Source organism: Variovorax sp. UC74_104 (assembly GCF_044055375.1).
Lineage (GTDB): Bacteria > Pseudomonadota > Gammaproteobacteria > Burkholderiales > Burkholderiaceae_C > Variovorax.
This window is the reverse complement of the sequence record NZ_CP171978.1, coordinates 5,531,286-5,549,514: the sequence shown is the minus strand read 5'-3', so window position 1 is coordinate 5,549,514 and position 18,229 is coordinate 5,531,286. Positions and strand designations below refer to the sequence as shown.

Sequence of the window (18,229 nt, the reverse complement as noted above, 5' to 3'; positions counted from 1 at the left end):
GACAAGGGGCCGGGCCGCCATCCGGACTCCGTCGCTGCGGCGTATTGTCGTCGGTCCGCCGCAACGGCCTTTCCGGCGGCGGCGTCCTAGCTCGAAGCGCAGCTCCCGTCGTTCGACTTCGTGACGTTGGTGCGCCCGGTGGCACTGATGCTCACGGCGCGCGACTGGTTGGCGCTGGGGGTGGCGCGGCAGATGTTGATCCGGCTCTGGCCCGCGCCCATGCCGGTGGCCTGGAACACGATGGAACTGGCGCCGCCCGCTTCGCGCAGCAGGTAGCCGGAGGCCGCGGCGCTTTCCACGCGCAGCACCTGCGTGCCGCTCAGCACGATCCAGCCGGCCTCCCATTGCCCGTTGGTGCTGCAGCTGGTGCCGTTGGCCGAGGCGCACAGGGTGACCGGGGCGTTGCGCTTGATGGCTTCGCTGCGCGCGAGCTGGCTGCCCGAGACCAGCGATGTGGCATAGCCGCTCAGGCGCGTGGACAGCCGGATGCTGTCGAACGAAGGCACGGCGATGGCAATGAGCACCACCAGCACGGCCACCGTGACCATCAGCTCCACCAGCGTGAAGCCGCGCGCGCGAGCGGTGCCGGGGTTGCGCATGTGGCCGGTGCTCCGAGTGCTCACTTCTGGATGAACCAGTAGACCCTGCCCTTGGGCTGCTTGAACGCGGCCTTGGGCGATGTGCCCTTGGGGCTCAGGAAGGAGTCGGGATTGGCGCCGATCACCACGTCGCGCATGCTGCCGTCGTCGAGCTGGACGCGGCCCACCACGGGCGAGGGCGCGAGGCCGCCGCCCACCACGTTCTGGAAGCGGCCGCCCGGTCCCTGGGGCGCGGCGTTGACGTACGACACGTTGTAGACGCGCGCGGTGCCGAGGTCGGCGCGGCACGACTGCGTGTTGGGGTTGGTCGGCGTGTGGGTATTGAAGGTGGTGACGCCGTAGGCGGTGACCGAGCTGGTCACCACCTGTTCGCCGGCGGCCAGGGCGAGGTACCAGCCCTTCCTGGTCGCGAGGTCGGAGGAGGTCGGCGTGGAGGTGTCGGTGATGGGCTGCAGCGAGGCCTGGCACAGCAGGCCGTTGCCGGTGCCGCAGTTGCTGGTCTCGCTGCTCAGCCAGCTGCTGTCGGTGGGCTTGTCGACCAGCATGTAGAAGCGGTTGGCCACGCCGAGCGCGGAGTTGTAGTAGCGCAGCGGCTTCTCGCGGTCTCCCGAGCCGAGAAGGATGACGAAGGAGCCGTTGTCTTCCACCACGTCGGGCGCGAACATGAACTTGCGGTTGGGCGTGCAGGTGGTCACCGTGTCGCAGCCCAGCGAGGCGACCTGCGTCATGGTCCAGCCCGAAGGCGCGCCGCTGCCGAGTGCGATGCGGTAGACGTTGCCGCCCAGGTCCGCGGCATAGGCGATGCGGGCGATGCCCAGGGAGTCGGTGACCACGGTGACTTCGCCGACCACCGGCCGCGCGGTGGCGAACATCTGCAGGCGCGCGCCGGTGTCGGCGTCGAGCACGTAGATGCCGCTGCCCTTCGCGCCGGTGCCGCAGGCCTGGGCCGCGCTGTTGGTGTCGACGTCCTCGCACTTGTCGTAGCCGCCGCCGAAGATCAGCAGCGGGCTGTTGCCGCCGCCGTAGCCGCTGGCGCGCATCACCTTGGGGGCCGACCAGGTCTGGCCCATGCCCTCGAAGCCGGTGTCGCAGCCGATGTCGTCGCCCTGGTTGGGGCAGCCCTTGCGCCACTTCAGCGTGGGAGCGGTGGCGGTGGAGACGTCGAAGGCGTAGACCAGCCGGCCGCCGCGGCGCATGCTTGCGTAGAGCCAGGCGGTGCTGCCCTGGCGGTAGGCCGAGACGGGGCCGTCCATGCCGTAGGGCTTGGGTGCCACGGCGCCGGCGGTGACCGGCAGGCCGGGGAAGTTGATGCGCGTGGTGTCGTCGTACAGCCGCTTGATGCTGCCGTAGAACTCCGGCGGCATGAAGGACCAGAGCTCGTCGCCCGCGGCGGCCGAGCCGATGGCGTCGGTGCGGTTGCCGTTGACGGCGCGCAGCACGCCGTCGTTGCCGCCGTAGAACACCACCACCTGCGGGATGGCGTCTGTGCCGTAGTTGATGGCCACCGGCCGCGAGTGCACCACGTCGCCGTGCACCGAGGGGCGCATCGAGGTGGAGGTGACGGGGTTGCCCTGCGCGTCGGGCCGCTCGTCGCCCTTGTTGTCGAGGCCGCGTGCCCAGTTGATGAGCGCGGTGCGGTCGGTGTCGGCGGTGACGCCCAGAGCGGCCTTGGTGATGGACGTGTTGCCGTCGGCGAAGGAGGTGAGGGTGGTGCAGCTGCCGGGCGCGCAGGTCTTCATGTTGCGGTTGGCCACGGCGATGCGCCGCAGCATGTAGCCTTGGGCGCCCTTTTCCACCACGTTGCCGTCGGGGCTGTCGGCGGCTTCCTTGCCCAGGCAGTCGCCGGAAGGCCGGAAGCTCCAGTAGACGTCTGTGTCGCTAGGCGCGGGCGTCCAGAAGCTGCGCGCGCAGGGCGCGACGAAGCCGGTCTGGTTGTTCACCGCGTTGGCGCCCACCGAGTCCTGCAGGATCAGCTGGTTGCTGCTGTCCAGCCCCAGCTTGTATTGCTTGAGGTTGCCGTTCCAGCGCGGGAAGGCGTCCTGGTCGGGGCGGAACATGCCCACGAACACCTGGTTCAGGTAGGTGCCCTGGGTGTTCACGCTCACCGGCAGGCTCACCGAGGAGAACACGCTGTTGACCGACTGGATCTTGCTGAAGATGTCGTCCAGCGCCGCGCCCAGTGCGCCGCCCAGGTCGGGCTTGGCCGAGATGTCGTAATACTCGCCCTTGCTCTGGGTGGCCATGCTCTTGAGCAGCGAGGTCCAGCCGGGCCCCTGGCCGCCGGTGGCCTTGGCGGCCTCGATGGTGTAGACCTTCACGCCCATGCTGGTCTGCAGGAAGCGCGACCACTCGTCGGCCGTGTTGTCCTGCGAGCCGCTGGGGCTCAGGGCGATCTGCGTGGTGTCGCCGCCTGCGGCGCGCAGGGCGGCGTTGGAGATCTGGCTGTCGTTGTTGTTGTCCTGCGCCGCGCCGTTGCTGATGTAGATGACGTAGGTGCCGGTGCAGTTCTCGGTGCTGGGGCCGACGTAGGTGGTGGCGGAGAAGCTGCCGAGCGCGTTGCGCGGCAGCGCGTAGATGGCCTGCGACGCCGCCGTGCCGCTCGTGTTGCCGCTGTAGTCGGCCTTGTTCTTGCCGTTGCCGGCAATGGGCGTGCCGCTGGCGAGGTAGCGATAGACCTCGGCCATGGTCTTGCCGGCCTTGCCGCCGTTGGACTTGTCGCCGAGCTTGTCGAGGCTGCGGATGAGCGCGCCGTACTTGACCTTGGTGCCATCGTCCAGCGTGCGCACCGCGGCGCGCACGTAGCCGCCGTCCGAGTTGGAGTTGCCCTGGCCGGTCTCGGTGAACATCATCAGGCCGACCTTGAACTTGTTGGCCTTCAGGCTTTCGAAGGCCGAGGCGAGCGCGGTCATCTCGGCGGTGAAGGGCTGGTTCCAGTTGGCCGTGTTGTCCAGCACGAACAGCACGTTCGGCGCCTGCGCCGCGCTGGGGTTGTAGCCCACGAAGAGGTCGATGTCCTCGGCGCGGGCAGGGCCCGCCGTCAACGCAGCGAGCGCGGCGGCCGTCCACAGCGAAGCGAGAAGTTTCCGGGTCATGGTGCGGGCCTGTTCGTCGTCGGGTTGTCTTGGGGTGGCATGCCTAGGAAGCGCAGAACGCCTCGAACTGCGCCTTGTTGAGCAAGGCGCGCACGCCCTGGCGCACGGCGGTGGTGGCGCCGTTGGTGTTGCGGGCATCGGTGACCGTGGTGCTGATGTCCCACACCGAGTTGTATTGGTCGGGCAGGGTCGAGAGTCCCGAGCCGCTGCTGGAGGCGCCGCCGGTGATGCCGCCCGGGCCCGTGGTGCCGCCGCCGCCGGTGTCCAGCGCCTTGGTGGCGCGCACGCACACGGGGGGAGCGACGGTCACGATGTAGTCGGTGACGCCGTCGTTGTCGATGTCCACCATGCTCACGGTCTGCTGCGGCGCCGCGAGCGTCGGGCTGCCGTCGCTGCCGGGCACCAGCAGGCTGGTGGCCACTTCCTCGATCGCACGGTTGCCGGCGGCCACCGCCTCGTTGCGCGCCTGCAGGTTGCCCACCGCCTTGAGGTTGGCGTTGCTCAGGTTGAAGCCAGCGGTGACCACCAGGGTGATCAGCAGCAGCATGATCATCCCGATGAGCAGCGCGGCGCCGCGCTGGCCGGCGCCGCGGGCGAGTGGCGCGCGTGTGTTCATGGCGTTTCCCTCCGGCCGGTGACGTTGGTCAGGCGCACGGAAGTGGAGAAGGCGTGGCGCTTGTAGTGGTCGTTGAACGGGCCCAGCGTGGCGCCGCCCAATTGGTAGGTGCGGGTGTCGGTGTGGCCCGGCGATGCCTCGGAGCTGCGCGCCAGCACGTGCAGCTTGACGGCCACCACGTTGACGAGCTGGTCGGCGGTGCAGGCCGGGCTGGCGACGCAGTGCACGAAGTTGCCGTCGGGGCTGCCGTCGCCGCGGTTGGCGGGCGTGGACTTGTTCGCGGGATCGGCCCATGCGATGGCCGTGGTGTAGTCGACGGCGGCGCCGGTCTTGCTCAGCGTGTCGAGGCCCAGTTCGACGCGGAAGCCCTCCACGCCCTCGATCAGCGGCACGGGCGGCTGCTGCGCCAGCGTGCCGCCCGCGAGGTCGAAACGCGAGCGCGCCAGCGTGGGCACGCCGTCTCCGACCGTCTCCGCGTAGTCGCGCACGTAGTAGATGTCGGCCACGAGCTTGCGCTTGGGCGAAGGGGTGGTGCAGTCCTTGCGGAACATGTTGCCGAAGCCGGCGGTCGAGAGGTCGAAGGACGACGGCTTCTGCGTGCCGCACAGCGACGACTGGAAGTACATCGCGCCGGTCGTGTCGGCATCGCAGTTGGGCGTGCCGGGCAGGCAGGTCTCGGCGTGGCGCACCACGATGATGTCGGTGTTGGCCTTCTTGTTCTTCAGCAGGTCGGCGCAGCTGGCGGGCACGCTGTCGTAGGTCTGCACCGGAATGTCCAGCAGCTGGCGCTTGTAGTCGTCGGTCCAGTTCGCGGCGGAGTAGGGCAGGCAAGGGTCGGGCAGCGCGCCGGTGGGCACGTGCGTGGGAGCGCCGGTGACGGTGAGGTCGTCGAACTCCGGCATGTAGTTCTCCCAGAAGCCGGCGTGGGAGATCTCGTTCTCGAGCACGAAGGTGCTGAGGCGTCCGGTCTCGATCTGCCGGTTGACCCGCTCCAGCTCGCGCTGGGAGTTGCTCACGTTGAGAAAGAGCGCGAGCAGCGCGGCCACCACGATGAGCGTGATGGTGATGGCCACCATCAGCTCGATCAGCGTCAGGCCGCGCTGGCCATGCCGCAGGGCGCGTGGGCGGTTCATGAAAGCGACCCGATGCGCACCAGCGTGGTCACGGTGCGGCGGCACTTGTCGTCCGTGCACGTGGTGCCGCTGTCGTACTGGCCCTTGCCGCAGGCCACGCCGTCGGGCGGGGCGGAGATCGGCCCCAGGCCCTGCCAGGCGACGGTGACGAGGTATTCGTTGTTGCCCATGTCCTCCACGCAGCCGCGTCCGCCGATCACCGTGCCGAGCTTGCTGTTGCCGTAGACCTCGGCCGCGCCCTGCAGCGCGTTGCACCATTCCTTGGCGTCCACCTGCTGGCGCGTGCCGGTGGCGGTGGGACAGGTGGTGGCGGCACCCAGCGGCGCGCTGGTGACGTAGCTGGCCGCCGTGCGCCGGTTGGTCGCGATGCGGCTGGCCATGTCGTTCAGCAGGATCAGCGCCTGCGAGCGCTGGTACGACTCCATCTCGGAGGCCTGCATGCGCGCCTGCAGCCCCACGAGGCCGAACAGGCCGATGGCCAGCACGAGCAGCGTGACCAGCACCTCGATGAGCGTGGTGCCGCGCTGGCGGCGGATGGAGCGGCGCGTCACCATTTGCCCGCCGGCGATTTCACGCCTTCGCTGGTGAGGCTGAGGTTGCCGTCGCCCGATTGCGATCCGGTCGGCGTGAAGGTGAGCGTGTAGCCCGGCGCGCCGGAGGTGGAGAGGGTGACGTCGTAGCCGTAGTTCGCCGAGACCTCGGAGGGCAGGCTGTAGCCGCTGGCGGTGAGCGCCGCCTTGTCGGCGTAGTTGCGGTTGGCGATGAGGTACTGCTGCTGCCGGTTGGCGATGTCCATCATCTGCGCCTGCGCCGCGGAGCGCTTGGAGCGGATGACGTACTGCTGGTAGCTCGGCAGGGCGATGGCGGCCAGGATAGCCACGATCGCCACCGTGACCATGACCTCGATCAATGTGAAGCCGCTGCTGCGTCTGCGTGCCTGCGAATGCTGGTTCATCGTGGCTCGAAAGGAATGTTTCACATTGTTAATTATGTGAATTTATCACATTTGTGGGAAATGCAAGGACCGGAAAGCTCCGGTGTGCGGTGCCCGCCACGGAGGGCTCCAGGGTTTTCCATTACGCAAAGCCACGCGCCTGCCTTGCGCGGTCCGACGGATGCGCCAGCGCCCCTGCCCGGCAAAACTCCCCGGGTTCAATTCCAAGGAGACATCCGCATGCACAGCATCCGACGCCATCTGGTGTGGCTGGTCGTGGCCGTGATCGGCGCGTTCGCGCTGGGCACCGTGGCCCTGACCCGAGGCGAAAGCGTCAACGCCCTCTGGGTGGTGGCCGCCGCGATCTGCACCTACCTGATCGCCTACCGCTACTACAGCCTCTTCATCGCCGACAAGGTGCTGGGCCTGGATGGCAACCGCAAGACGCCGGCGCACCGCCACAACGACGGCCTGGACTACGTGCCGACAGACAAGAACGTGCTGTTCGGCCACCACTTCGCGGCCATCGCGGGCGCGGGCCCGCTGGTGGGGCCGGTGCTGGCGGCGCAGATGGGCTACCTGCCCGGCCTGCTGTGGGTGCTGGCCGGCGTGGTGTTCGCCGGCGCGGTGCAGGACTTCATCGTGCTGTTCATCTCCACGCGGCGCGACGGCCGCTCGCTGGGCGACCTCGTCAAGCAGGAGATGGGGCCGGTGCCCGGCATGATCGCGCTGTTCGGCACCTTCATGATCATGATCATCATCCTCGCGGTGCTGGCGCTGATCGTGGTGAAGGCGCTGGCCGAATCGCCGTGGGGCACCTTCACGGTGGCCGCGACGATTCCGGTGGCGCTCTTCATGGGCGTGTACCTGCGCTACATCCGCCCGGGGCGCATCGGCGAGGTGTCGCTGATCGGCTTCGTGCTGCTGATGCTCGCCATCTTCGGCGGCCAGGCCGTGAGCCAGAGCCCCGAATGGGCGCCGCTCTTCACCTTCGACGGCAAGGCGCTCACCTGGATGCTGGTGGGCTACGGCTTCGTCGCCGCCAGCCTGCCGGTGTGGCTGCTGCTCGCGCCGCGCGACTACCTTTTCGACCTTCCTGAAGATCGGCACCATCATCGCGCTGGCCATCGGCATCGTGTTCGTGATGCCCACGCTGCAGATGCCCGCCGTCACGCAGTTCGCGCAGGGCAACGGCCCGGTGTGGTCGGGCAGCCTGTTCCCGTTCCTGTTCATCACCATCGCCTGCGGCGCCGTCTCGGGCTTCCACGCGCTCATCTCCTCGGGCACCACGCCCAAGATGCTCGACAACGAGCGCCACGCGCGCTTCATCGGCTACGGCGGCATGCTGGCCGAATCGTTCGTGGCGGTGATGGCGCTGGTGGCGGCCTCGTGCATCGAGCCCGGCATCTACTTCGCGATGAACAGTCCCGGCGCGCTGGTCGGCACCACCGCGCAGCAGGTGGCGGCCACGGTGTCGGGCTGGGGCTTCGTGATCACGCCCGAAATGCTGATTCAGACCGCCAAGGACGTGGGCGAGACCACCATCCTCGGGCGTACCGGCGGCGCGCCGACGCTGGCCGTGGGCATGGCCCACATCCTTCACCAGGCGATCGGCGGGCAGGCCATGATGGCCTTCTGGTACCACTTCGCGATCCTGTTCGAGGCGCTCTTCATCCTCACGGCCGTGGACGCCGGCACCCGCGCGGGCCGCTTCATGCTGCAGGACCTGCTGGGCAGCTTCGTGCCCGCGCTCAAGCGCACCGACTCGCTGCCGGCCAACCTCGTCGCCACCGCGCTGTGCGTGGCGGCCTGGGGCTACTTCCTGTACCAGGGCGTGGTCGATCCGCTGGGCGGCATCAACACGCTGTGGCCGCTGTTCGGCATTTCCAACCAGATGCTCGCCGCCGTGGCGCTGATGCTGGGCGTGGTGGTGCTCTTCCGCATGAAGCGCGAGCGCTATGCCTGGGTGGCGATCGCGCCGGCCGCGTGGCTGCTGGCGTGCACGCTCACGGCGGGCTGGCAGAAGATCTTCTCGTCCGACCCGAAGATCGGCTTCCTCTCGCACGCGGCCAGGTACACCGAAGGCATCGCCAACGGCGTGCTGGTGGCGCCGGCCAAGACCCCCGAGGCCATGTCGCGCATCGTCTTCAACGACCGTCTCGACGCCGCGCTGTGCGCGCTCTTCATCTTCGTGGTGCTGAGCGTGCTGGTCTACAGCATCAAGGCCTGCTTCGCGGCGCGCGCGGCCAACCGCCCGACGACGCAGGAAACGCCGTTCGAACCCATGGGCGCCGCCGCCGCGACGGCCGCCCACTGAAGCCATGGGCCTCGCATTGCCGGAAGCCGGGCGCTATTTCGCGCGCTCGCTCAAGCAGTCGCTGCGGCTCATGGTCGGGCTGCCCGACTACGACGCCTACCTGACCCACATGGCGGCCACCCACCCCGACCGGCCGCCGATGAGCTACGAGGCCTTCTTCCGCGAGCGGCTGGAGGCGCGCTACGGCGCCGGCAAGGGGCGCTGCTGCTGAGCCCGGCGCGGCATTGCGTTACAGCTCTTTCCGATCGAAGCGCCGCCCCGCGGGATGGACGGGCCCGTCCCCCGGGCCTAGAGTCCCCTCCATGTCCGCAGCCTGGTGGCTGGCATGGAGGGTGATATGTCGCAGGATCCCTTTGCAGAGTTCAAGAACCGGCAGCGCGAGATGTGGTCGACCTTTGCGCCGACCGCCATGTTCACGACGCCGGTGGCGGGGCATCTCGTCGGCTTCGCGCAGATCGCCGAGGGCGAGGCGGTGCTGGACGTGGGCACCGGCACCGGCGTGGTGGCCGTCACGGCGGCGCGCCGCGGCGCACGTGTCACGGGGCTTGACCTGACGCCCGAACTGATCGAGGCCGCGCGCGAGAACGCCGGCATCTCCGGGCACGGCGACATCGCCTGGACCGAAGGCGACGCCGAAAACCTGCCGTACGCCGATGCCTCCTTCGATGTGGTGCTGAGCCAGTTCGGCCACATGTTCGCGCCTCGTCCCGAGGTGGCCATCTCCGAGATGCGCCGCGTGCTGAAGCCCGGCGGGCGAATCGCCTTCGCCACCTGGCCGCCCGAGCACTTCGTGGGCCGCATGTTCGCCTTCATCGGTCGCAACTCGCCGCCGCCCCCGGCCGGCGCGTCGCCGCCACCGCAATGGGGCAACCCGGCGATCGTCACGGAGCGCCTGGGGCAGCACTTCGACGCGCCGTTCTTCGGCCGCGGCACCATGCACTTTCCGGCCCTGAGCATCGGCCACTTCCGCCTGTTCCTGGAGCGTTCGGTCGGCCCGATGCGCAAGCTGGTCGAAGGCCTTGCCGACGATCCGCAGAAGCTGGCGGCACTGCGGGCCGAGTTCGACGCGCTCGCCGAGCCGTACTACGTCGACAACGTGGTGCACCAGAGCTACCTGCTGACGCGGGCCCGCGCGCGCTGAGCGGCGCCGCGGTGGCGGCAGGAGCCTGCCCGAAGGCCGGCCTGGAACGTCGTTGCATTTATTTAGAATCCGCGGGTCGCGCGATGCGATCCCTCGCCCGAAGCCCCGGCCACCGTGCCGGTGCGGGCCGGCGAAGGCACCCAACCCAGATTCATTCAAGGCAGGGCACACACGGTTTCCCCGTCCAAGCGACGGAGGCGCCGGCGTGGCGCTTCGCGATTTCAAAAACAAATCGCCTTGAGGGAATTCCTGCCATGTCCGTCCGTTCTCGCGCGCCGCGCCTTCGCCTTCAGTTTGGCCTGCGCAACCCGTCCCTGATCGTCGCCGCCCTGGCCGCTGCCCACTGCGCGGCCCAGGCCCAGAATGCCGATGCCACGCTGAAGGAGGTGACCGTCACCTCCGAGCAGGATGTCGGCTACGCGCCGTCCGTCGGCAGCACGGCCACCAAGGGCAGCGCGCCGCTGCGCGACGTTCCGCAGGCCGTCAACGTGCTGCCGGCGCAGCTGCTGCGCGACCAGGGCGCGACCTCGATGCAGGACGCGCTGCGCAACGCGCCGGGCGTGTCGTTCAACGCGGGCGACGGCCAGCGCGACCAGGTCGTGATCCGCGGCTTCACCGCGATCGCCGACTGGTTCGTGGACGGCGTGCGCGACGACGCACTGTACTTCCGCGATCTCTCCGACACCGAGCGCATCGAAGTGCTCAAGGGGCCGGCGGCCGTGCTGTACGGCCGCGGCTCGTCGGGCGGCCTCGTCAACCGCGTGACCAAGAAGCCGATCTTCGAGCGCCCCTTCGGCGAGGTGTCGCTCGGCCTGGGCTCGCACGACTTCAAGCGGGCCACCGCCGACCTCAACACGCCCATCGGCGAGAACATGGCCTTCCGCCTCAACGTGGCGCGCGAGAAATCGGGCAGCTACCGCGACCAGCAGTTCATCGACCGCTACAACATCGCGCCCTCGCTGGCCATCAGTTCAGCCCGCAGACCGACCTGCTGCTGCAGTACACCAACGCCCACGACCAGCGGCTCACCGACTTCGGCATTCCGGCGCTCAACGGCCGTCCGGTGAACGTGCCCATCGGCACCTACTACGGCTCGGCCTTCGCGAAGCGCGACGACACCACCACGACCAAGGTGCAGTCGTTCACCGCCACGCTCAACCACCGCTTCAGCGACGCGCTGAGCCTGCGCAACACCACGCGCTACTACAGCTACAAGCTCGACCGTTTCAACACGCTGCCCAGCGGCACCACCGACCCGGTGCGCCTCACCGTGGGCCGCACGCGCGGCTTCGTCGACCGCGACGAAAGCGGCTGGTTCAACCAGACCGACCTGACCTGGCGCAACGAGCTGGGTGGCTTCAGGCAGGAGTGGCTGATCGGCGCCGAGTTCGGCCAGCAGGACAAGCGCCTGTACTCGGTGAGTTCCGCCACCGGCTACGAGCGCGTGAGCATCCTGAACCCGGTGGCCGTGCCGGCGCCGCTGCCGCTTTCGAGCTACACCGCCACCAGCGCGATCCCGAGCAATTCCACCTTCAAGACCGCCGCGCTCTACGCGCAGAACCAGATCACGCTCGCGCCGCAATGGAAGGCGCTGGTCGGTGGCCGCTACGACGTGTTCGGGCAGGACACCTCCTTCGAGCGCACGCTCGCGCCGCTGTCGCGCACCGACCGCAAGTTCAGCCCGCGCGCGGGCGTGGTGTGGCAGCCGAGCGAAACCCAGTCGTACTACGTGTCGTACAGCCGCTCGTTCCAGCCCTCTGCCGAGACCTTCGCGCTGTCGGCCGGCAACACCGCCAACGACCCCGAGATCACGGTGAACAAGGAGATCGGCGCCAAGCTCGACTTCCTCGACGGCGCGCTCAACCTCACGGCGGCCGTGTTCAACCTGGAGCGCTCGGGCATCAAGAACACCGACCCGACCAACCCCGCGCGGCAGATCAACGTCGGCACGCAGCGCACCAACGGCATGGAGCTGGCGCTTGCCGGCAAGCTGCCGGGGCGCTGGGACATCAGCGCGGGCTATGCGTACCTCGACGCTCGCATGACCAAGTCGCTGGCCACGGTGAGTTCGCTGCAGCTGCCGGTCGGCCCGGCGATGCCGGTGCAGGGCAAGATCGCGCCGCTCACGCCGCGGCACTCGGCCTTCGTGTGGCTCATGAAGGACCTGGGCAACGGCCTGAGCGCCGGAGGCGGCGTCAACTACGTGGCCGCGCGCTATGCGTCGCTGAGCAACCTCGTCACGCTGCCTTCCTACGTCACGGCCGACCTGGCTGCGAGCTACAAGACCGGGCGCTACGAGATCTCGGCGAACCTGAAGAACATCACCAACCGCAAGTACTACGTATCGGCGCACGGCAGCGTGGACAACCTGATCATGCCGGGCCCGGGACGCGAACTGCAGGTGATGCTGACCGCGAAGTTCTGATTCCGGATGCGGTTGAGGGCTCAGTCTGCGGCTGAGTCCGCCTGCGCGAATTCCAGCTTTTCCGTTCGGCGCCGCGGCGCGACGATGCCTTCACGACAACATCATTCGTGGAGTACATCGATGCCATCCGAACAACTCGACCTCGACCAGATGACCGGCCTGTCGCTGCGCCTGCGCGTCCTGCTGGCGGGCGCGCTGTTGCTGGTGGCGGCGATCAGCGCGGCGCGCCCCTCGGGTGCCGAGCTCGACCTGCAGGCCGAGCAGCGCTTCCAGCTCGCCCTCGAGGCGCAGGCCGCGCGCGACTACCGCGCGATGCTCGACCACCTGCGGCAGGCCGCCGTCGAAGGCCATGCCGAGGCGCAGGAGATGCTCGGCATGGTGCTGATGACCGGCCCCGCGCTCTACGGCACCGCTGTGAAGGCCGACCGTTGCGAAGCCGGCGAATGGATGCGCCGCGCGGCGGTGCAGGGCAGCGAGACGGCGAAGGTGCAGCTCACCTTCCTCAACAGGCTGCGCACCGCGCCCGGGGGCAAGCTCGCCTGCGGATGAGCGAGGCGGGCGCGCCGGCATCCCGTGGACGGTGCCGGTCGCACAATGTGCATGCCGGGGACACTGCCGCCCCCGGCCTTGCACGAAGAGGGCATGCCATGTTCAGAGACCGTGCCGACGCTGGCCGGCAACTGGCGTCGTTGCTGGACCGATACCGCGACGCGCAGCGCTGCGTGGTGCTCGCGCTGCCGCGCGGCGGCGTGCCGGTGGCGGCCGAAGTGGCGCGTGCGCTGCACCTGCCGCTGGACGTGCTGGTCGTGCGCAAGCTCGGCCTGCCGGGGCATGAGGAGTACGCGGCCGGCGCCATCGCGGTCGGCGGCATCCACGTGACGGGTGAGGATGCGCCCGGCATGGCCCGCGTCCTGAAGCGGGAGCGGCGCGAACTGCAGCGGCGCGAACGCGAGTACCGCGAGCACTGCGCGCCGCTGGACCTGCGAGGCATGACCGCGTTGCTGGTCGACGACGGACTCGCCACCGGTCTTTCGATGCGCGCGGCGGTGATCGCGGCACGGGCGCTTGGTGCCGCGCCGGTCGTCGTGGCCGTGCCCGTGGGCAGCGCAACTGCCTGCGATGCGCTGAAGGGCCGGGAGCCCCGTGCCGACGAGGTGGTGTGCATGCACGTGCCCGAGCCCTTCGTCGCGGTCGGCAACTGGTACCGGTCGTTCGGAGCGACGACCGACGAGGAAGTGCGCGAGATATTGGCGCAGTGGCGCTGACACTTTCTCCAGAGCGCTACCTGTGCGGGCAGGGCTACTGCGACGCTGCGCTCATCGCATCGAACCCGCTTTCAAGATCCCCAATCAGATCCGCCGGCGCCTCCAGCCCGACGTGCAGTCGCACCACCGCCCCGCGCTTGCTCCAGTCCGTGACGCTGCGCGCGGCGCGCATGTTGGTCCAGGCCACGAGGCTCTCGTAGCCGCCCCATGAGGAGCCGCGACCGAAGAGCCTGAGCGCATCGACGAAGCGCTCGACCGCCGCGTTCTCGACGCCCGGCTGCAGCTCGATCGACAGCAGCCCGTTCGTGCCGCTGCAATCGCGCTTCCAGATCTCATGCCCCGGGTGCTGCGGCAGCGCGGGGCAGAACACGGTCGCCACTTCGGGCCGCTCCTGCAGCCAGTGCGCCACTTCGAGCGCATGCCGCTCATGCATCTGCAGCCTCGCCGAAAGCGTGCGCATGCCACGCAGCACCAGCCATGCATCGTCGGGGCTGACGGTCATGCCGAAGGCGTCGCAGCGTTCGTTGAGGGGGCGCCATGCGGCCTCGGTGGTGGCGACGGTGCCCATCATCACGTCGGAGTGGCCCGAGAGGTACTTGGTCGCCGCCATCGTCGAGATGTCGGCGCCCAGCGCGAGAGGCTGGTACTGGACGCCGGAGCCCCAGGTGTTGTCGGCCGCGAGCAGCGCGCCGCGCGCGTGCGCCAGTTCGGCGAGCCTGGGCAGGTCGCACATCTCGTAGACCAGCGAGCCGGGGCATTCGGCGTACACGAGCCGCGTGTTCGGCTCGAACAGTTCCTCGATGCCGCTGCCGTCCGCCGCGAAGAAGGTGCTGCGGATGCCGTACGGCTCCAGGAAGGAATGCACCAGGTTGCGCGTGGGCTCGTACACGCTGTCCGACATGAGCACGTGTTCGCCCGGCTTCAGGTACGACAGCAGCACCATGCCGATGGCCGCGAGGCCGGTCGGAAAGAGCCGCGTGCGGTAGGCGCCTTCGAGCTCGCTCACCGCGTCTTCCAGCGCGAAGGCTGTGGGCGTGCCGCGCGCGCCGTAACTGAAGATGCGCTCTTCGTCGCGCCGCGTGCGTGCATCGCGCATCGCGCCCACGCTGTCGAACAGCACGGTGCTTGCGCGCACCAGGGGCACGTTGACGGGCGATCCGCCGGCGTACGACGCGGTCTTGCCGGTGCGGGTGAGCCGGGTGTCGAGCTTCAGGTCGGCGGGAGCGTTGTGCGAGTCGGACATGGTGAGGTGGAGGCGAAGGGAGGTCGGGCCGCTATGTTGCTTCAATCAGTCGGCGCGCGCACCGGAAAGCTTGACGATGCGCGACCAGCGCTCGATGTCCTGCTTCAGCTGCGCCGCGAAGGCCTCGGGCGTGCTGGCCACCACCTCGCTGCCGCCGTCGGTGACGAGCTTGCTCACCTCGGGCAGGTGCAGGGTGCGAACGATGGCTTCGTTCAGGAAGGCGATGCGCTCGGGCGGCGTGCCGGCGGGGGCGAAGAAACCATACCAGTCCTCGAAGCGTGCGCCCTTGTAGCCCAGCTCTTCCAGTGTGGGCACCTTGGCGAACACGCCGATGCGGCGCGGGCTGGTCACGGCCAGCACGCGCAGCTTGCCGTTCTGCACGAAGCCGGCCACCGAGGCGGTGGATGTGACCATCACGTCGACCTGCCCGCCGATCAGGTCGGTCAGCGCGGGGCCGGCGCCCTTGTAGGGTACGTGCGTCATCTCCACGCCGTTGTCCTTCGCGAGCACCACGCCCACCAGGTGCGAGAGCGTGCCGTTGCCCGGCGTCGCATAGGTCACCTTGCCGGGGCTCGCCTTGGCCTTGGCGGCGAGGTCGGCGAAGCTCTTGATCGGCGAGTTCGCCTCCACCACCAGCGCGAGCGGCGCGGCGTTGATCTGCGTGATGGGAACGAAGTTCTTGATCGGATCGAAACCCGGCGACGCATACAGCGACGGGTTCACGGCCATGATCGACACCTGCGAGGTCAGCACGGTGTAGCCGTCGGGCTTCGCGTCGGCCACCGCCTTGGCGCCGATGTTGCCGCCCGCGCCGCCGCGGTTGTCGACCAGCGCGGGCTGTCCCATGACCTCCGGCAGCTTGGTGGTGACCAGGCGCGCCGTCGCGTCGTTGCCGCCGCCCGGCGGGAAGGGCGAGATGAACTTCACCGTCTGCGACGGAAAGCCGTTGCGCGGCGCCATCGGGTCGGCGGTGGCGGGTTGCAGCGCGAGCGCGGAGAGCCAGGCGGCTGCGACGGCGATACGAGCGATGTGCGGGATGCGGCTGGCGAACGGCATGACGGAACTCCTGGGGCTGGGAACTGACAAGGACGAACGGAAAGCGAAACGGGTGGTGGCTCAGGCGTGCGATGCAGTGCCTGGCAGCCGGAAGGCGGCGCGCTCCTGCGCGTCGAGCTGCGCGACGAGGCCGGTCTCCCATGCGAGGTAGCGGCGCGCGGCCTCCTTGTTGCCGTCGTGACGGTCGTGCACGAAGAACAGGTAGTCGATGCAGTCCGCGTCGGCGGGCAGCGCGGGTGTTGCTTCCACCGGCAGGCCGGCGGCGCTCCATGCGGCCATGCTGCCGGACAGCAGCAGTGGCGCGGGCGAGACGCTGGCGAGTTCGGAGGCGGCAGCCCATGCGGCAAGCGCGGCTTCGTCGGCCACCAGCACGATCTGGCGCGCTTCGCCCTTCAGGTCGGCGGCGAGGCGCGGGCGGATCGACCAGCGCGCCTGCGCGATGTGGCCAGCGCGAAACTGCATGCTGCCGCGCAGGTCGACCACCGCCACGTCGTTGCGCTCGATGCGCGCGGCGAGCGTCTTCGCATCGATGGTGCCGAGCACGGGCGCAGCAGGCGTTTCAGCCGGCGTGAGAGCGAGCCCGCTCGCCAGCCCGCCTTCGAGCACGCTCGCGTCGTGCCCCATCTGCCGCAGCCAGCTCGCGACGGTGGGCGCGCGCACGCCGTCGTTGTCGAACAGCACCAGCCGCGCGCCGCGCACGCCGAAGTACTGGTCGCCGGCCTGCATCAGCTGGCCGCCCGGCGTGTGCTGCGCGCCAGGCAGGCTGCCGGCCGCGAATTCCTCCGGCGTGCGCACGTCGCACAGGAAGAGGCTGCGGCTCGCATCGTCGGCCCACTGGCGCACGGTCTGCGCGTTCACGGTGGGCACGTCGAAGCGCGCGGCCAGTGCCTTCGCGGCGGGGCGTAGGTCGGTGTTGCCGCTGTCGTCGGCATAGCGCTGCGTGCCGCCGTGCTCCAGCTCGTGGTCGTTGAGGTACCAGCCCTGTGTGCCGTTCTCCAGCGCATACACCGGGTTGGGCAGGCCGAGGTTGATGAGCGTCTGCGCGCCGATGATGCTGCGCGTGCGGCCCGCGCAGTTGATGACGATGGGCGTGGTGGTGTCGGGCACCAGCCGGCGCACGCGGTAGGCCAGCTCGCCGTTGGGGCAGCAGGTGGCGCCGGGGATGTTCATCTTGCGGAACTCGCTGGCGGGGCGGCCGTCGAGCACCACCACCTTGTCCTTGCGCGCCAGCATGTCGGCCAGCTGGTCGGCGCTGACGCGGGGCGTGTGATAGACCTCCTCGGCCAGCTCGCCGAAGGTCTTCGAGGGCAGGTTCACGCCCGCGAAGAGCACGTAGCCGGCCGCCTTCCATGCGCGGGCGCCGCCCCGCAGAACGTGCACGTCGGTGTAGCCCAGAGCCGAGAGCCGTGCCGCGGCGCGCTCGGCGACCTCGCTGCCGTCGCCTTCGTCGTAGACCGCGGTGCGCACGCCGCGGCGCGGCACCAGGCGCGGCGCGTCGATCTCCAGGCGGCTGAAGGGCAGGGGAATGCCGTAGAACAGGTGGGCCTCGCCGTACTGGCCGTGCTCGCGCACGTCGAGCAATGCGATCTCGCCGCCGTCGTGCAGCCAGGATTTGAGGGTCTTCGGATCGATGAAGAGAGTCATGAGAGCGAGTCGTTGGGACGAACGAAGTCCTGCGAGGCCGCCAGCGCGGCCCGCATGAAGAACGGGAAAGGGTGAAAGTAAGAGCGGCTAGCGGCGCGTCTGCACGCCGATGCCCATGGTCTGGTACGTGCCGGCTTCCAGGTCGTAGGCGGTGCGGCTGTTCAGCGTCTCCAGCGCGCGGCCGTACATGTGCAGGTGGCGGATGACCTGTTCGCCCTGGATCTCGACCGAGTGGATGTCCTCGGGCATCAGCGCGATGCCCTTGCCCGGCGCGACGACGACCAGCTCCGTCTGCTTCAGCCTGCCCACGCCCGGCGCGCTGCCGTCGTCGGTGCGCTCGTACACGCGGTTGTGCTCGGTGCCTTCCACCGCCGCGATGCAGGCCCAGGTCGTGTGGTTGTGCGGCACGATCTTCTTGCCCGGGCGCATCACGTTCAGGTAGAGCGCATAGCTCTGGTCGGGGTCTTCGGCGATCAGGTAGCGGGCCTGGTGCTCGCCGGCCTCCGGCGGTGGGAAGTCGGCGGCGCCCCAGTACTCGGTGTGCGCGGCCAGGCCTTGCAGCGACTCGAGCACCACGTCGAGCTTCTCGCGGGTGGCTTCAGCGCCGCCGATGGCTTTCTTCATCTCGGCGATGGACGCCTCGACGGCCCGGCTGCGTTGCTCGGATGGGGTGCTCATGCGGTTTCTCCAGTGGGGTTGCCTGTTTGGTGTGCATCCACTGTAGTGACGGGGGCGTGACGCAACAATCCAGCCAGCGCAGTAAA

General features: G+C 69.2%; 14 protein-coding genes and 2 pseudogenes. 6 read left to right on the top strand and 10 right to left on the bottom strand.

From position 1 onward, the window contains the following. Positions 1-86: 86 nt before the first annotated feature. From ACHMXA_RS25965 to ACHMXA_RS25940, 6 genes are read right to left on the bottom strand one after another with little or no spacing between them, the layout of a single operon-like run. Positions 87-623: a GspH/FimT family pseudopilin gene (locus tag ACHMXA_RS25965; protein ID WP_395316881.1), complete on the bottom strand. Its 537-nt coding sequence runs from the start codon at positions 621-623 to the stop codon at positions 87-89. Continuing rightward, positions 620-3,691, bottom strand: coding sequence for a pilus assembly protein (locus ACHMXA_RS25960; RefSeq protein WP_395316880.1), 3,072 nt, complete (start codon positions 3,689-3,691; stop codon positions 620-622). The genes ACHMXA_RS25965 and ACHMXA_RS25960 overlap by 4 nt, the downstream gene beginning before the upstream one ends. A gap of 43 nt (positions 3,692-3,734) precedes the next feature. Continuing rightward, complete coding sequence (locus tag ACHMXA_RS25955) at positions 3,735-4,307, bottom strand: hypothetical protein (protein WP_176662872.1); 573 nt, start codon at positions 4,305-4,307, stop codon at positions 3,735-3,737. Beyond that, positions 4,304-5,440 carry a PilW family protein gene (locus ACHMXA_RS25950; RefSeq protein WP_395316879.1) on the bottom strand — a complete coding sequence of 379 codons (1,137 nt, stop codon included), beginning with the start codon at positions 5,438-5,440 and terminating at the stop codon, positions 4,304-4,306. Before ACHMXA_RS25950 ends, ACHMXA_RS25955 begins: the two co-directional genes overlap by 4 nt. Next, positions 5,437-5,994, bottom strand: coding sequence for a type IV pilus modification protein PilV (pilV, locus tag ACHMXA_RS25945; protein ID WP_395316878.1), 558 nt, complete (start codon positions 5,992-5,994; stop codon positions 5,437-5,439). Before pilV ends, ACHMXA_RS25950 begins: the two co-directional genes overlap by 4 nt. Next, the gene (locus ACHMXA_RS25940; RefSeq protein WP_395316877.1) at positions 5,988-6,395 is read right to left on the bottom strand and encodes a type IV pilin protein; all 408 of its coding nucleotides are present in this window, start codon (positions 6,393-6,395) and stop codon (positions 5,988-5,990) included. The genes pilV and ACHMXA_RS25940 overlap by 7 nt, the downstream gene beginning before the upstream one ends. Positions 6,396-6,614: 219 nt before the next feature. Between ACHMXA_RS25940 and ACHMXA_RS25935 the strand changes: the two are divergent. The 6 genes and pseudogenes from ACHMXA_RS25935 (at position 6,615) to ACHMXA_RS25910 (ending at position 13,522) form a co-directional block, all read left to right on the top strand. Continuing rightward, positions 6,615-8,691 (top strand): annotated as a pseudogene (locus ACHMXA_RS25935) (carbon starvation CstA family protein). Positions 8,692-8,695: 4 nt separating this feature from the next. Continuing rightward, entirely contained in the window at positions 8,696-8,902 is a 207-nt protein-coding gene (locus ACHMXA_RS25930) for a YbdD/YjiX family protein (RefSeq protein ID WP_093058085.1), read from the top strand. 126 nt (positions 8,903-9,028) lie between these two features. Then, on the top strand, positions 9,029-9,832 hold the full coding sequence (locus ACHMXA_RS25925; RefSeq protein WP_395316876.1) for a class I SAM-dependent methyltransferase: 804 nt from the start codon (positions 9,029-9,031) through the stop codon (positions 9,830-9,832). Between the two features lie 254 nt (positions 9,833-10,086). Next, a pseudogene (locus tag ACHMXA_RS25920) lies at positions 10,087-12,257 on the top strand (TonB-dependent receptor). A 120-nt stretch (positions 12,258-12,377) separates the two neighbouring features. Beyond that, on the top strand, positions 12,378-12,806 hold the full coding sequence (locus ACHMXA_RS25915) for a sel1 repeat family protein (RefSeq protein WP_395316875.1): 429 nt from the start codon (positions 12,378-12,380) through the stop codon (positions 12,804-12,806). A 98-nt stretch (positions 12,807-12,904) separates the two neighbouring features. Then, complete coding sequence (locus ACHMXA_RS25910; RefSeq protein ID WP_395316874.1) at positions 12,905-13,522, top strand: phosphoribosyltransferase; 618 nt, start codon at positions 12,905-12,907, stop codon at positions 13,520-13,522. Between the two features lie 34 nt (positions 13,523-13,556). Here ACHMXA_RS25910 and metC read toward each other — a convergent pair whose 3' ends face one another. The 4 genes from metC to ACHMXA_RS25890 form a co-directional block, all read right to left on the bottom strand. Further along, a complete protein-coding gene (gene metC / locus ACHMXA_RS25905) occupies positions 13,557-14,765 on the bottom strand; it encodes a cystathionine beta-lyase (protein WP_395316873.1) in 1,209 nt (402 codons plus the stop codon). A 45-nt stretch (positions 14,766-14,810) separates the two neighbouring features. Beyond that, a complete protein-coding gene (locus tag ACHMXA_RS25900; RefSeq protein WP_395316872.1) occupies positions 14,811-15,821 on the bottom strand; it encodes a Bug family tripartite tricarboxylate transporter substrate binding protein in 1,011 nt (336 codons plus the stop codon). Between the two features lie 60 nt (positions 15,822-15,881). Next, positions 15,882-17,465 (bottom strand): rhodanese-like domain-containing protein, encoded by a 1,584-nt coding sequence (locus tag ACHMXA_RS25895; RefSeq protein WP_395316871.1) that lies wholly within the window; start codon positions 17,463-17,465, stop codon positions 15,882-15,884. Positions 17,466-17,552: 87 nt separating this feature from the next. Continuing rightward, positions 17,553-18,143 (bottom strand): hypothetical protein, encoded by a 591-nt coding sequence (locus ACHMXA_RS25890; protein ID WP_395316870.1) that lies wholly within the window; start codon positions 18,141-18,143, stop codon positions 17,553-17,555. Positions 18,144-18,229 lie beyond the last annotated feature (86 nt).